The organism is Streptomyces sp. NPDC004065 (genome assembly GCF_044903565.1).
Lineage (GTDB): Bacteria > Actinomycetota > Actinomycetes > Streptomycetales > Streptomycetaceae > Streptomyces.
Map to the genome: position 1 here is coordinate 1 of NZ_JBJDQT010000005.1, position 14,772 is coordinate 14,772.

The 14,772-nt window shown below is 74.4% G+C and carries 13 protein-coding genes; 3 read left to right on the top strand and 10 right to left on the bottom strand.

Translation table 11 applies throughout. The features are described 5' to 3' along the window. Positions 1–364 precede the first annotated feature (364 nt). Complete coding sequence (trpS, locus tag ACI2LW_RS08505) at positions 365–1,360, top strand: tryptophan--tRNA ligase (protein WP_404730413.1); 996 nt, start codon at positions 365–367, stop codon at positions 1,358–1,360. A 98-nt stretch (positions 1,361–1,458) separates the two neighbouring features. On the opposite strand, the gene proC is transcribed toward trpS, so the two are convergent. The 6 genes from proC to ACI2LW_RS08535 form a co-directional block, all read right to left on the bottom strand. After that, a complete protein-coding gene (proC, locus tag ACI2LW_RS08510) occupies positions 1,459–2,268 on the bottom strand; it encodes a pyrroline-5-carboxylate reductase (RefSeq protein ID WP_404730414.1) in 810 nt (269 codons plus the stop codon). 177 nt (positions 2,269–2,445) lie between these two features. After that, a complete protein-coding gene (locus ACI2LW_RS08515; protein ID WP_404730415.1) occupies positions 2,446–3,246 on the bottom strand; it encodes an ABC transporter permease in 801 nt (266 codons plus the stop codon). Continuing rightward, on the bottom strand, positions 3,243–4,043 hold the full coding sequence (locus ACI2LW_RS08520) for an ABC transporter ATP-binding protein (protein ID WP_404730416.1): 801 nt from the start codon (positions 4,041–4,043) through the stop codon (positions 3,243–3,245). The genes ACI2LW_RS08515 and ACI2LW_RS08520 overlap by 4 nt, the downstream gene beginning before the upstream one ends. A gap of 48 nt (positions 4,044–4,091) precedes the next feature. Beyond that, the gene (locus ACI2LW_RS08525; RefSeq protein ID WP_404730417.1) at positions 4,092–4,934 is read right to left on the bottom strand and encodes a class I SAM-dependent methyltransferase; all 843 of its coding nucleotides are present in this window, start codon (positions 4,932–4,934) and stop codon (positions 4,092–4,094) included. Positions 4,935–5,135: 201 nt separating this feature from the next. Further along, a complete protein-coding gene (locus ACI2LW_RS08530; protein WP_404730418.1) occupies positions 5,136–5,648 on the bottom strand; it encodes an EamA/RhaT family transporter in 513 nt (170 codons plus the stop codon). A 43-nt stretch (positions 5,649–5,691) separates the two neighbouring features. Beyond that, the gene (locus ACI2LW_RS08535) at positions 5,692–6,039 is read right to left on the bottom strand and encodes an SH3 domain-containing protein (RefSeq protein WP_404730419.1); all 348 of its coding nucleotides are present in this window, start codon (positions 6,037–6,039) and stop codon (positions 5,692–5,694) included. A gap of 183 nt (positions 6,040–6,222) precedes the next feature. On the opposite strand from ACI2LW_RS08535, the gene ACI2LW_RS08540 reads away from it, so the two are divergent. After that, complete coding sequence (locus ACI2LW_RS08540; RefSeq protein ID WP_404730420.1) at positions 6,223–8,625, top strand: serine/threonine-protein kinase; 2,403 nt, start codon at positions 6,223–6,225, stop codon at positions 8,623–8,625. A gap of 363 nt (positions 8,626–8,988) precedes the next feature. Here ACI2LW_RS08540 and ilvD read toward each other — a convergent pair whose 3' ends face one another. From ilvD to ACI2LW_RS08560, 4 genes are all read right to left on the bottom strand, one after another. Further along, positions 8,989–10,842, bottom strand: coding sequence for a dihydroxy-acid dehydratase (gene ilvD / locus ACI2LW_RS08545; protein WP_404730421.1), 1,854 nt, complete (start codon positions 10,840–10,842; stop codon positions 8,989–8,991). A 240-nt stretch (positions 10,843–11,082) separates the two neighbouring features. Beyond that, positions 11,083–11,688 carry a TetR family transcriptional regulator gene (locus ACI2LW_RS08550; protein ID WP_404730422.1) on the bottom strand — a complete coding sequence of 202 codons (606 nt, stop codon included), beginning with the start codon at positions 11,686–11,688 and terminating at the stop codon, positions 11,083–11,085. Further along, entirely contained in the window at positions 11,685–12,506 is an 822-nt protein-coding gene (locus ACI2LW_RS08555; protein WP_404730423.1) for a sugar phosphate isomerase/epimerase family protein, read from the bottom strand. The genes ACI2LW_RS08550 and ACI2LW_RS08555 overlap by 4 nt, the downstream gene beginning before the upstream one ends. 367 nt (positions 12,507–12,873) lie before the next feature. Beyond that, a complete protein-coding gene (locus ACI2LW_RS08560; protein WP_404730424.1) occupies positions 12,874–13,806 on the bottom strand; it encodes a Ppx/GppA family phosphatase in 933 nt (310 codons plus the stop codon). Positions 13,807–13,901: 95 nt separating this feature from the next. Between ACI2LW_RS08560 and ACI2LW_RS08565 the strand changes: the two genes are divergently transcribed. After that, a complete protein-coding gene (locus ACI2LW_RS08565; protein WP_404730425.1) occupies positions 13,902–14,738 on the top strand; it encodes a hypothetical protein in 837 nt (278 codons plus the stop codon). Positions 14,739–14,772 lie beyond the last annotated feature (34 nt).

Here is a 14,772-nt window from a genome sequence, read left to right on the forward strand (position 1 = left end):
GAATTGAATTCGGGCACGCCGAAATCTTTCCCACTGGGAGGCCGTACTGAGGTGTGGTGTGCCGCGTGTGCGGCGGAAGTCGCTGCCGCAGAACCCTTCCGGTCCCGTGACAACCCGAAGAACCCTACGGACGCCCACAGGCCGTGTCAAGCCCCTGCCCGGGTCCGCTGAGCGGCGTACTGTGGTGGACGTGATGACGCGTACGTGCACCCAGAACTGGTGGGCCGCCTGACCGGCGGCCGCGCTCTCACGTACGCATGCAACGGCCGCCGCCTCGGCGGCCGTTCTCGTTTCCCCCTCCAGGACTCCGAGGGGCGGCCCGCCGGGACGGGCGGCCTCGATGGGGAGATGGAGTGGAGTGGAGATGACGCGAGTCTTCAGCGGGGTCAAGCCGACCGGGCATCTGACGCTGGGGAACTACCTGGGAGCCCTGCGGCGGTGGGCCGAGGTGGACCAGCACCGGTCCGAGGCGCTGTTCTGCGTGGTGGACCTGCACGCGCTGACCGTCGAACACGATCCCGCCCGGGTGCGAAGGCTCAGCCGGCAGGCGGCGACCCTGCTGCTGGCGGCCGGGCTGGATCCGGCGCTGTGCACCGTGTTCGTGCAGAGCCATGTCGACGAGCACGCACGCCTGTCCTACCTGCTGGAGTGCGTGGCGACGGACGGCGAGATGCGGCGGATGATCCAGTACAAGGAGAAGGCGGCCCGGGAGCGGGCGCGCGGCGGGAGCGTGCGGCTGTCCCTGCTGACGTATCCGGTGCTGATGGCGGCGGACATCCTGGCGTACGGGACGGACGAGGTGCCGGTCGGCGAGGACCAGACGCAGCACGTGGAGCTGGCCCGCGACCTGGCGGTGCGGTTCAACCAGCGCTACGGGCACACGTTCGTGGTGCCGAGGGCCACGCGCCCGCAGGTCGCGGCGCGGGTGATGAACCTTCAGGAGCCCGCCTCGAAGATGGGGAAGTCCGACGACTCGGGGCCGGGCATCGTCTATCTGCTGGACGAACCCGACGTCGTGCGCAGGAAGATCATGCGGGCGGTGACCGACAGCGGCCGGGACGTCGTCTACGACAGGGAGGCGCGGCCCGGGGTCGCCAACCTGCTGGAGATCCTCGCCGCCTGCGAGGGCGGCGACCCGGAGCGGCTCAGCGGTGCCTACGACTCGTACGGGGCCCTGAAGAAGGACACCGCGGAGGCCGTGGTCGAGCTGCTCGGGCCGGTGCGGCGGCGGCACCGGGAGCTGTGCGCGGACCCGGCCGGGGTGGACGCGGTGCTGCGGGAGGGCGCGCGCCGGGCCAGGGAGATGGCGCGGCCGACGGTGGACGCGGCGTACCGGGCGATCGGGCTGCTGGCCGCCTGAGGCAGCCTGTCCGCCGGAGAGGCCTGTTCGCCCGCGGCTGGCCGCCCGCCGGAGGGGCCGGTGGGCGCCCGGGCCGGGCGCCCCCGGTGCCGGCGGCGTCAGTTGTTGCCGGAGGCCAGCTCGCGGCTGCGGTCGCGGGCGGCCTCCAGCGCGGCGATGAGCGCGGCGCGCACTCCGTGGTTCTCCAGCTCGCGGATGGCGTTGATCGTCGTACCGGCCGGCGAGGTGACGTTCTCGCGGAGCCTGACGGGGTGCTCGCCGCTGTCGCGGAGCATCACCGCGGCGCCGATCGCGGACTGCACGATCAGGTCGTGGGCCTTGTCGCGGGGCAGGCCGAGCAGAATGCCCGCGTCGGTCATGGCCTCGACCAGGTAGAAGAAGTACGCGGGGCCCGAGCCGGACAGGGCGGTGCAGGCGTCCTGCTGCGACTCCGGGACGCGGAGCGTCTTGCCCACGGCGCCGAAGATCTCCTCGGCGTGCGCGAGGTGGCCGGCGGTGGCGTGGGTGCCGGCGGAGATGACGGACATGGCCTCGTCGACCAGGGCGGGGGTGTTCGTCATGACGCGCACGACCGGGGTGCCGGCGGCCAGCCGCTCCTCGAAGAACGCGGTGGGGATGCCCGCGGCGCCGCTGATCACCAGGCGGTCGGCGGGGACGTGCGGGGCCAGCTCGTCCATGAGGGTGCCCATGTCCTGGGGCTTGACCGTGAGGATCAGGGTGTCGGCGGTCTTGGCGGCCTCCTGGTTGGTGACCGGGGTGACTCCGTGGCGGCTGCGGAGTTCCTCGGCGCGCTCCGGGCGGCGGGCGGTGACCAGCAGATCGGCGGGGGACCAGCCGGCGCGGATCATTCCGCTGAGGAGGGCTTCGCCGATCTTGCCGGTGCCTAGGACGGCGACTTTCTGGGTCATGGGTTCATCCTCGCACCGGCGGTGCGGCGGACGGCGGACCGTCCGGCTGACGGACAGGGGTTCGCGCGGTGCGGCCGCCCCCGGCCGGGTGTGCGGGCGCGTCCGCCCCCGCCGCCGGACGTCGTGCGGGCGCGTCCGCCCCCGCGGCCGGGTGTGGTGCGGGCGCGTCCGCGGCCGTCACGCCGTCCGGCGGCGCAGTGTCGCCGCGCCGAGGCCCAGGACCAGGACCGCGCAGCCCGCCACGATCAGCACGTCCCGCAGGAACGTCGCCGTCATGTCCGTGTGGTGCAGGACCTCGTTCATGCCGTCGACCGCGTAGGACATCGGCAGGACGTCGGAGACGGCCTCCAGGACCGGGTGCATGTTGGCGCGGGCGGTGAACAGGCCGCACAGCAGGAGCTGGGGGAAGATCACCGCCGGCATGAACTGGACGGCCTGGAACTCGGAGGCCGCGAAGGCGGAGACGAAGAGGCCGAGGGCGGTGCCGAGGAGCGCGTCGAGCAGGGCGACCAGCAGGAGCAGCCACGGTGAACCGGTGACGTCCAGGTCGAGGAGCCACAGGGCCAGGCCGGTGGCCAGGGCCGACTGGACGATCGCGAGGGCGCCGAAGGCGAGGGCGTAGCCGGCGATGAGGTCGCCCTTGCCGAGCGGCAGGGCCAGGAGGCGTTCGAGGGTGCCGGAGGTGCGCTCGCGCAGGGTGGCGATCGAGGTCACCAGGAACATGGTGATCAGCGGGAAGATGCCGAGCAGCGAGGCGCCGATGTTGTCGAAGGTGCGCGGGCTGCTGTCGAAGACGTAGCGCAGCAGGACCAGCATCAGGCAGGGGACCAGCAGCATCAGGGCGATGGTGCGGGGGTCGTGGCGCAGCTGGCGCAGGACGCGGGCGGCGGTGGCGGTGGTGCGGGCGGCGCTCAGGGCGCGGGACGGGGTCTGCGCGTGGTGGTGGGCCTGCCCGGTGGTCGTCGTGGTGCTGCTCATCGTGCTGACTCCTTGGTGCGGCCGGCTGCGACCGCCTCGTCGACCAGGTGCAGGAAGGCCGCCTCGACGGTGTCGGCGCCGGTACGCGAGCGCAGGGCGTCCGGGGTGTCGTCGGCCAGGATCTCGCCCTCGCGCATGAGCAGGAGGCGGTGGCAGCGCTCGGCCTCGTCCATGACGTGGGAGGAGACGAGGAGGGTGGCGCCGCGGGTGGCGGCGATGTCGTGGAAGAGGTTCCACAGGTCGCGGCGCAGGACCGGGTCGAGTCCTACGGTCGGCTCGTCGAGGACCAGCAGTTCGGGGGAGCCGAGCAGGGCGACGGCGAGGGAGACGCGGCTGCGCTGGCCGCCGGAGAGGTTGCCGGCGAGGGCGTCGGTGTGGCTGGTGAGGTCGACGTCGGCGATGGCCCGGGTGACGTCGTCGTGGCGGCGTGCGGCCGCGGCGCGGCCCGGGTCGAGGATCGCGGCGAAGTAGTCGAGGTTCTGGCGGACGGTCAGGTCGTCGTAGACGGAGGGGTCCTGGGTGACGTAGCCGATGCGGGTGCGCAGGGTGGGGTGGCCGGCGGGCCGGCCGAGGACCTCCAGGGTGCCGGTGACCTTGGCCTGGGTGCCGACGATCGACCGCATGAGGGTGGACTTGCCGCATCCGGAGGGGCCGAGCAGTCCGGTGATCTGCCCGCGCGGGACGGCGAAGTCGAGGCCCCGCAGGACCGTGCGGGGGCCGCGTACGACGGTGAGGCCCTCGGCACGCACGGCGTCCGGTGCCGGCGCCGACGCCGGCGGACCAGGGTTATTCATCATGTGCTGATTAACTCGCGCGGCACCGGTCGCCGTCAAGGGCCGGGGGGCTCAGGGCTTGGCCGCGAGGAGGAGCAGCAGGTCGTACGTCTCCTCGACGGCGCCGTCCGGGAACGCCCTCAGCAGGTGCGCGCGCTCCTCGGCGAGGAAGGCCGCCCGCCGCTCCTCGGGGCAGACCAGGAAGGCCGAGTGGCTGCCCACGTTGGCGAGGTGGGTGTCGAGCGGGACGCGACGGCTCCACCGGATGACGCGCCTGGTGAAACGGAACCGTCCGGAGGGGTCGGCCCGGTCGGCACGGGCGCCGGCCGCGCCCTTGGGGGCGGGGGCGTCGTCGAGGCCGAAGAACCGGGCGACGCGGCGGCTCTGCCCCGCGATCCACTCGACGTCGAGGGCGTCCGTGTTCCACCACAGGGCCAGCGCGCCGCCCGGGCGCAGGACCCGCAGCGCCTCCGGCACGGAGCGCGCGGGGTCCGTCCAGTGCCAGGACTGCGCGTAGGTGAGCAGGTCGGCGCAGCCGTCGGCCAGGGGCAGCGCGTCGCCGTCGCCGCGCACGACGGGAAGGCCGGGGTGGGTGCGGCGGAACTGGACCGCCATGCCCTCGCCCGGTTCGACGGCCACCACCCGGGCGCCGCGCCGGTGCAGGAGGGCGGTCGCGATGCCCGTGCCGGCGCCGATGTCCGCGACGCGCGCGCCGGCCAGGGGGCGGCCGGTGAGTTCCTCGAGCGCGTCGAGCAGCGCGGGCGGGTAGGAGGGGCGGTTCGCGGCGTACTGGGCCGCGGCGGCGTTGAAGGAGTGGGCACGGGCACGGTCGGTGCGCGCCGGGGAGTCGGACCCCGGGGTGGGGGTGGCGGGTGTGGTGGGGGTGGCGGGGGTGACGGATGCGGTCGTCGTCATGCACCCATGGTGCGCTGCGAAAGGGGGCATGGGGAGGGGCGGGGGCAAGGGGCGTCCGCCACTTGCGGCTCCCGGCTCGGCGGCCGCCGCGCCTCGCGCATCGCTCGTCGCGTGACGCGTGTTGCCCGCCGCGCGTCCCGTGCCGGGCGTTGCCCGCCGGGCCGGCCTGCCCAGCTCACCCGCCCGGCCGGCCCGCCGCGGTCAGGAGCGGCGGCGCTTGCGCGGGTTGCCCGAGCGGCGGGTGGTCCGGCGTTCGTACTGCTCGCGGGCCTGCCGGTACTCCTCGCGGTGGAGTTTCTCGCCGGGGGCCTCGGTGAGGGAGCGGAAGAAGTAGGCCAGGAGGGAGCCGACGAAGCCGATGGCCAGCAGGCCGCGCAGGGAGGCCTGCCGCTCGGGGTCGGGGCGCCTGCTGAAGCCGTCCCAGGTGTGGCGGAAGGCGAGCGCGCTGCAGACGGCGAACATCACGACGACCAGGGCCATGACGAAGGCGCCGGAGTCCGCGATGCGGAGCCCCTCGTAGGCGAAGCGGAGCACGAGGCAGGAGGCCGCGGCGGCGGCGAGCGAGCCGGCGGCGACACCGATCCGGCGGGCGGTGTAGCCCTTGTCGTGGTCCACCCAGGTCGTGCCGAAGAAGCGCAGGGGCTCGGGGCGGGGTCCCGCCGGGGACGCGGGGGAGCCCGCGGGGGTCTCCGGGGTGCCGTTCTCGTCGCTCACGGGACGATTATGGCTCCGGCGGCTCCGCGGGCTCCGGGCGGGATCAGCCGCAGCGCGAGGTGACGTAACCGTCGCTGCCGGTGTGGACGTAGGCGTCGGCCACGTACTGGCCGCTGCCGATGTTGTCCCAGATGTTCGACGTGCCGTACGTGCCGGTGACCCGGGTGCCCGGGGTCTGGCAGTAGATCGGCACGGAGGCGCCCTCGGGCAGCACCCGCACGATGCCGTAGCCGGTTCCCGGGCCGCTGCGCACATTGACCCGGACGCCCGGTGCCACCGGGTAGTACCGCACGGCCGCGGCGGCCGCGGCCACGGCGGTCCGCGCCTCGTCCCCGGCCCTGTCCCCGTCCCCGCCCCGGTCCCTGACTTGCTCGACGTCCTCGACAGACATGGACATACCTCCCCCGTTGAGCCCCATGACCGCCATGGGGTCCCGTTGATTCCCTCCCATCACACACCACTAAACACCTGTACGGAATTCGCACCCCGGCGCCAGCAGGCCGCCTCGGTCCCGTCCGGGCCATGGACTAGGCTCCGTCCGTCGCGCGCGCGGACGAACAGCACGGGGGTGGTCATGACGCCACAGCGCAACACCGGAGCGGGCGCGGAAGCGGAACTTCCGGAGTACGCCGGTCACTACCGCCTCGAGTCGTGCCTCGGCTCGGGTGGCATGGGAGTGGTGCACCTGGCCCGGAGCACCTCGGGAATGAAGCTCGCGGTCAAGGTCGTACATGCCCAGTTCGCCCGGGACCCCGAGTTCAGGGGGCGGTTCCGGCAGGAGGTGGCGGCGGCCCGGCGGGTCAGCGGCGCGTTCACCGCGCCCGTGGTCGACGCCGACCCGGAGGCCGAACGGCCGTGGATGGCCACCCAGTTCATCCCCGGGCCGACCCTGTCCGAGCAGGTGAAGCGGAACGGGTCCATGGCCCCGGCCGAGCTGCGCCGGCTGATGGCCGGGCTGGCCGAGGCGCTGCGCGACATCCACCGGGTGGGCGTGGTGCACCGGGACCTCAAGCCGAGCAACGTCCTGCTCGCCGAGGACGGTCCGAAGGTCATCGACTTCGGCATCTCCAGGCCGACGGACAGCGAACTGCGCACCGAGACCGGCAAGTTGATCGGGACACCGCCGTTCATGGCGCCCGAGCAGTTCCGGCGGCCACGCGAGGTCGGTCCGGCGGCCGACGTCTTCGCCCTGGGCTCGGTGCTGGTGCACGCGGCCACCGGGCGCGGCCCGTTCGACTCGGACAGCCCGTACATCGTGGCCTACCAGGTGGTGCACGACGAGCCGGACCTGACCGGCGTACCGGGAAACCTGGCGCCGCTCGTGCTGCGCTGTCTGGCCAAGGAGCCCGAGGACCGGCCCACGCCCGACGAACTCATGCGGGAACTGCGGTCGGTGGCGGCCTCGTACGACACCCAGGCGTTCATACCGGAGCAGCGCGTGTCGGGGACCCCCGAGGGCGCGGGCTGGGCCGGGTCAGGGTCCGGGTCCGGCGGACGGGGGCGGGCCGGCGGGTCGGCGGGGGCCAGCGGGCACGCCCAGCCCTACGGTCCCATGGAGCCCGGCAGTCACGCGGGGCCGGGCGGGCTCGCGGGGGCCGACGGTGACGCGGGGGCCGACGGTCGGGCGGGGTCCGACGGACTCGCCGAGTCGGGCAGGTCGGGCGGTCCGGGCGGGCTCGCGGGTGCTGCGCGGCCCGGGGAACCGACGGGCGGTGACGAGCCGGCGGGGCAGGAGGGCGGCTCCGCCGGGCAGACGGGTGGCGCGGGGGTCCGGTGGCCCGGCGGCGGGTCGCGCGGGCGGCGGCTGGCACTGGCCGCCGGAGCGCTGGTGCTGGTCGTGGGCGGAAGCCTGGCCTCGGTCGAGCTGCTCGACGGCGCCGGTCCCGCGCGCGGCGCGGCGTCGGGGAGCACCCTCCCCGGGGCGACCTCCGCGGCCTTCCACGGGTGGGTGGCCGCACCGGTCTCCGGCGGCCAGGGCGTGCCCCACTGCTCGCTGGGCGCGGGCAAGCTGGTCTGCGCGCGCGACGGGCTGGTCTACGCCCTCGATCCGGCCGACGGCCGCCTGCTGTGGCGGCACGCGGTGACCCGTGCCGTGCGCGGGACGCCGCCGGTCGTCGCGGGCGGCCTGGTGCAGCCGATGCTCGACCACGGCCGGCGTCTGGAGGCGCTGGACCCCGCATCCGGCAGGCCGCGCTGGCAGCGGAACGTTCCGGCATACCGCGGGATCCGGTACGCGGGCGGCATGCTGCTCCTCTCCGGGGACGACGGCACGGTCCGGGGCGTGGACCCGGCGTCGGGCGCGACCAGGTGGAGCCGGCGGGTGCCGGTGCCGGGCCCTCTGAACTTCTCGGCGTTCCCCGGCGATCCGCTGGCCTACGCGGCCGGCACCTCCGACGACGGCTCGGCCACCCGGATCGTCGCGGTGGACCCGCGGACGGGCCAGGTGCGCTGGGAGGCGCGGCTGCGCGGCACGCTGACGCCCGTGGGCAGCAGGGCCGGCTCGCTCGTCCTGCTCGCCGCCGAGCGGAGTTCCGGCTACGGCCGGGTGGACGCCGTGGTCCGCTACGACCCGGCCACCCGGGCGTCGGTCCGGGTCACGCTGTCCGTGCCCCGCGACTCGGTGCAGGCGGGCGTGCACGGAGACGTCGTCCACCTGCTCGGTGCCGGCGGCTCGCTGGACGCGGTCGACCTGTCCGCGCGGGCGGTGCGATGGCGGCTGGAGACGTCCGTGAGCCGGGGTTCGGCGCCGGTCGCGGACACCCGCCATGTGTACTTCACCGCGGGCGACGGTCGTCTGCTGGCCGTGGACGGCCGCACCGGCGCCCTGGCCGGGCAGACCCGGCCGCGGCTCGGGGCCCACGCGGACCGGGTGGCCGCCTCGCTGCCCACGCCCCTCGTCGCCGGCGGCCATGTGTACGCGGCCGCCCCGGACGGCAGCGTCTTCGCGGTGGACGGACGCGATCCGTCCGGCTGGTGAGCCGCGGCGGCCGGCGACAGGCACCGGGCCCGCGGCACCCGAGGCAGACCCCGGACCCGCCTGACCGGTGACATGCGCGGAACCCCCGGCCCCGTGGCAGGCGCGGGGCCCGACGCACCCGTGACACGCGCGCAGGGCCCGACGGACCCGCGGCATGCGAAGGACCGCCGCCCCATGACACCCGCGGGGCCCGCCGCACCCGCGGAACCCGCCGCACCGCGACACGCACACAGGCAGCCGGCCCCGCGGCACGCGCAGACCCCAACGCCCCCGTGCCGCGCGCGGGCCCGCCCCGCCCGGTCCGTGACGCGCGGGGGCCGCTCCCGTCCGACAGGAGCGGCCCCCACGCGGTCCCGGACCGGTTCAGCCCAGCTTGGACACGTCCCGCACGGCGCCCTTGTCCGCGCTCGTGGCCATCGCGGCGTAGGCGCGCAGGGCGGCCGACACCTTGCGGTCGCGGTTCCTCGGGGCGTACCGGCCGCCCAGGGCCTGCTCGCGGCGGGACAGTTCCGCCTCGTCCACCAGCAGCTCGATGCTGCGGCCCGGGATGTCGATGCGGATGCGGTCGCCGTCCTCGACGAGGGCGATCGTGCCGCCGGAGGCCGCCTCCGGGGAGGCGTGGCCGATGGACAGGCCCGAGGTGCCGCCGGAGAAGCGGCCGTCGGTGATGAGTGCGCAGGCCTTGCCCAGCCCGCGGCCCTTCAGGTAGGAGGTCGGGTAGAGCATCTCCTGCATGCCGGGGCCGCCCTTGGGGCCCTCGTAGCGGATGACGACGACGTCGCCCTCCTTGACCTGCTGGGTGAGGATCTTCTGGACGGCCTCCTCCTGCGACTCGCAGACCACGGCCGGGCCCTCGAAGGTCCAGATCGACTCGTCCACGCCCGCGGTCTTCACCACACAGCCGTCGACCGCCAGGTTGCCCCGGAGGACGGCCAGGCCGCCGTCCTTGGAGTAGGCGTGCTCGACGCTGCGGATGCAGCCGTTCTCGGCGTCGTCGTCGAGGGCCTCCCAGCGCTCCGACTGGGAGAAGGCCTCGGCCGAGCGGACGCAGCCGGGGGCGGCGTGCCACAGCTCGACCGCCTCGGCGGACGGGGAGCCGCCGCGCACGTCCCAGGTCTTGAGCCAGTCGGCGAGGGAGGGGCTGTGGACCGCGTGCACGTCCTCGTTGAGCAGGCCGGCCCGGTGCAGCTCGCCGAGCAGGGCGGGGATGCCGCCGGCCCGGTGCACGTCCTCCATGTAGTACGTACGGTCCTTGGCCACGTTCGGGGCCACCTTCGCCAGGCACGGGACGCGCCGCGAGACCGCGTCGATCTGCTCCAGGCCGAAGGGGACGCCGGCCTCCTGGGCGGCGGCCAGCAGGTGCAGGATCGTGTTGGTCGAGCCGCCCATGGCGATGTCCAGGGCCATCGCGTTCTCGAAGGCCGCGAAGGTGGCGATGGACAGGGGCAGGACCGTGTCGTCGTCCTGCTCGTAGTAGCGGCGGGTGAGGTCCATCACCGTGCGGGCGGCGTCGACGTAGAGCTGCTTGCGGGCGGTGTGGGTGGCCAGGACGGAGCCGTTGCCGGGGAGGGACAGGCCGATCGCCTCGGTCAGGCAGTTCATCGAGTTGGCGGTGAACATGCCGGAACAGCTGCCGCAGGTCGGGCAGGCGTTCTCCTCGATGCGCAGGATGTCGGCGTCGGAGACCTTGTCGTTGGCGGCCTCGGCGATCGCGTCGATCAGGTCGAGGGTGCGCACCGTGCCGTCGACCAGGGTCGCGCGGCCGGCCTCCATGGGGCCGCCGGAGACGAAGACCGTCGGGATGTTCAGGCGCAGGGCGGCCATCAGCATGCCCGGGGTGATCTTGTCGCAGTTGGAGATGCAGATCAGCGCGTCGGCGCAGTGCGCCTCGACCATGTACTCGACGCTGTCGGCGATCAGGTCGCGGGAGGGCAGCGAGTACAGCATGCCGCCGTGGCCCATGGCGATGCCGTCGTCGACCGCGATCGTGTTGAACTCGCGCGGGATGCCGCCCGCCTCGCGGACCGCCTCGCTGACGATCCGGCCGACCGGCTGGAGGTGGGTGTGGCCGGGCACGAACTCGGTGAAGCTGTTGGCGATCGCGATGACCGGCTTCCGGCCGATGTCCGCACCGGGTACACCGGAGGCGCGCATAAGGGCGCGGGCGCCCGCCATGTTGCGGCCGTGGGTGACTGTGCGGGACCTCAGCTCGGGCATCGTCGCTCGCTCCTTCGGAGAGTTCTGCCGGGCGGTCCTGCCGGGAAGTCGTGGAGTCTGGCAGGGCGGCAGAGTTCTGACTCCGTCGAGCGTACGCCGCTCATCCAGGGGTCGGGACGCGGTGTCCGGAATGCGGGACGCGTGTCTCGTCCCGGCGGGCCTCGGGGGGCGCGGTCGGGTGGCCGGGCCTGGTGCGCGGCCAGGTGGCCGGGGCTCGGGGCGCGGCCAGGTGGTGGGGCCTCAGGGCGCGGTCAGGTGGCCCTGCACCACCGGCGCCACCCTGGCGATGATCTGCTCCACGTCCGCCGACGCCAGCGGCTCCACCTTGATCACGTACCGCAGCATCGCGCACCCCACGAGCTGGGCCGCGGCCAGCTCGGCGCGCAGCTCCGCGTCGGGCAGGTCCAGCGAGGCCGCGATACGGCGCAGCAGCTGGGAGGCGATCAGCCGGCGGAAGACGGCCGCCGCGGTCTCGTTGTTCACCGCGGAGCGGACGATGGCGAGCAGGGGCGTACGGGTGGTGGGGTTCTCCCAGACGCCGAGGACATAGCGGGAGAGCCGCTCGCCCACACCCTCGAGCGGGCCGTCGGCGAGCGCTTCCGGCGCGCCGAGGGCGGGCGCGAAGGCGACCTCGATCGCCGCGGCGAAGACCTGCTCCTTGGTGCCGAAGTAATGGTGGACGAGGGCGGAGTCGACCCCGGCGGCCTTGGCGATGCCCCGGACCGACGTCTTGTCGTAGCCGCGCTCGGAGAACTCCTCCCGGGCCACGGCGAGGATGTGGTCGCGGGTGCCGGAGGCCTCCTCGCGCCGGGGGCGGCCGCGGCGGCGGACGGTGGCGCCGGTCATCGGTCCACCTTCACGCCGGACGCCAGGTGCAGCCGCGTGAACGCCAGCGCCTCGGCCAGGTCGGCCTCGCGCTCGGCACTCGACATGGCCCGGCGGGTGTTGACCTCGATGACGACATGGCCGTCGAAGCCGGACAGGGCGAGACGTTCCAGCAGCTCGGCGCAGGGCTGGGTGCCGCGGCCCGGCACGAGGTGCTCGTCCTTCGCCGATCCCCGGCCGTCGGCCAGGTGCACGTGCCCGAGGCGGTCGCCCATGCGGTCGACCATCTGCAGGGCGTCGGTGCGGGCGGTCGCGGCGTGGCTGAGGTCGATCGTGAAGTGCCGGTAGTCGTCCTTGGTGACGTCCCAGTCGGGGGCGTAGGCGAGCATCTCGCGGTCGCGGTAGCGCCAGGGGTACATGTTCTCCACGGCGAACCGCACGTCCGTCTCGTTCGCCATGCGCCAGACGCCGGCCACGAAGTCCCGGGCGTACTGCCGCTGCCAGCGGAAGGGCGGGTGGACGACGACCGTGCCCGCGCCGAGCTTCTCCGCCGCCGCCCGCGCGCGCTGGAGCTTGACCCACGGGTCGGTGGACCACACCCGCTGCGTGATCAGCAGACACGGGGCGTGCACGGCGAGGACCGGGACGCGGTGGTAGTCGCTGAGCCTGCGCAGCGCCTCGATGTCCTGGCTGACCGGGTCGGTCCACACCATGACCTCGACGCCGTCGTACCCGAGGCGTGCGGCGATCTCGAAGGCCGTCGCCGTCGACTCCGGGTACACGGAGGCCGTCGACAGGGCGACCTTCGCATCCGGAACGCGCACGACTGGCTCTGCCATGGGGGACAGGTTACGGGGTGTGCTCGGCGAGTGCGGGGCGCCCGGGCGCCGTTGTGAGATTCGCCGCGCACGTCCGTGCACGGGCGCGGCGGACTCGCGGGGCGGGGCGCCGGAGCGGGGCGGGCACGCGCGGGGCGGGCGGGCGCGGGGGCACGCGCGGGGCGGGGACGCGGGCGGGGTGGCGTCGGTACGGGGTGGCGTGGGTACGGGGCGCAGGCCCCGGGGGGAGGGCGGGCGCGGGAGGCCGGGCGGGTGGGCCGGGGCCCGGACGGGCCGGGGCCCGCCGGCGTGTGGGCCGGCCGGTGGCGTACGGCGGCGGAGGGGCGCGGGCGGAAACCGGCCGCGCCCCTCCCCAGGACCGGTCCGCTCAGGCCGTGCCCATGTGGTCCAGGCGCCGCAGGATCACGCCCTCGCGCAGGGCCCACGGGCAGATCTCCAGGCGCTCCACACCGAACAGGTCCATCGCGGCCTCGGCCACCAGCGCGCCCGCGAGGAGCTGGCTCGCGCGGCCGTCGGAGACGCCGGGCAGCTCGGAGCGCTCCTCGGCGGTCATGCCGGCCAGCCGCGGCACCCAGGCCTCCAGGGACTCGCGCTTCAGCTCGCGCTGCACGTACAGGCCGTCGGCCGAGCGCGCCGCCCCGGCCATGCGGGCGAGCTGGCGGAACGTCTTGGAGGTGGCGACCACGTGGTCGGGGGCGCCGAAGCGGCTGAACTCGCCGACCGTCCGCGCGATCTCGGTCCGCACATGGCGGCGCAGGGCCCGTACGTCCTCCGCGTCGGGCGGGTCGCCGGGCAGCCAGCCGACGGTGAGCCGGCCCGCGCCGAGCGGCAGGGACACCGCCGCGTCGGGGTCCTCGTCGATGCCGTAGGCGATCTCCAGGGAGCCGCCGCCGATGTCCAGGACCAGCAGCTTCCCCGCCGACCAGCCGAACCAGCGGCGGGCGGCGAGGAAGGTGAGGCGGGCCTCCTCCTCGCCGCTGAGCACCTGCAGCCCGATGCCGGTCTCGGCCTGCACGCGCGCGAGGACGTCGTCGGCGTTGCGGGCGTCGCGCACGGCGGAGGTGGCGAACGGCAGCAGGTCCTCCACGCCCTTGTCCTCGGCGGCCTGCAGCGCGTCCTGGATCACCGAGATCAGCCGGTCGACCCCGTCGGAGCCGATCGCGCCGTCCTCGTCGAGGAGTTGGGCGAGCCGCAGCTCCGCCTTGTGCGAGTGCGCGGGCAGCGGGCACGCGCCGGGGTGCGCGTCGACCACCAGCAGATGCACCGTGTTCGAACCCACGTCGAGGACACCGAGTCTCATGTACGGAACGCTACTGCCCCCCGGGCCGTCCTCCGCCCGCTTCGGCCGGGACGGGACGGTCCCGCGGGGGGCACCGGGCGACTTACCCTGGACGGGTGCCAAAGACGAAAAAGGCGAAGACCGAAAAATCGGCGAACCCGACGAAACCGGCGAAAGCGGTGAAGTCGAACGGGAAGGACTCGGAATCCGACGAGAAGGGACTCGACTTCGCGCGCGCATGGGTGGAGTTCCCGGATCCGGCGGACGACGAGCAGGTCTTCCGCTGTGATCTGACATGGCTGACCTCTCGCTGGAACTGCGTGTTCGGCAGGGGCTGTCACGGCATCCAGGAAGGACGCGCGGACGACGGGTGCTGCACCCTGGGTGCCCACTTCTCCGACGAGGACGACGAGAAGCGGGTGGCGGAGCATGTGGCCCGGCTCACCCCGGACATCTGGCAGAACCACGCGGAGGGCACGCGGGGCGGCTGGGTGTCGGAGGACGACGAGGGCTCCCGGCAGACCCGCCCCTTCCAGGGGTCCTGCATCTTCCAGAACCGGCCCGGCTTCCCCGGCGGCATGGGCTGCTCGCTGCACATCCTGGCGCTGCGGGAGGGCCGCGAGCCGCTGGAGACCAAGCCGGACGTGTGCTGGCAGCTGCCGATCCGGCGCACCTTCGAGTGGATCGACCGCCCCGACGACACCCGCGTCCTGCAGGTGTCGATCGGCGAGTACGACCGCAGGGGCTGGGGCCCGGGCGGTCACGACCTGCACTGGTGGTGCACCTCGGCGACCTCGGCGCACGGCGCGGGCGAGCCGGTGTACGTCTCCTACCGGGCCGAGCTGACCGAGCTGATGGGCAAGGCCGGCTACGACCGCCTGGCCGAACTGTGCGAGGAGCGGCTGGCCTCGGGGCTGCCCCTGGTGGCACCGCATCCGGCGGACCCCGCCTGACGGTCGCACCGCACCCACGGACGTCTCCGGACCG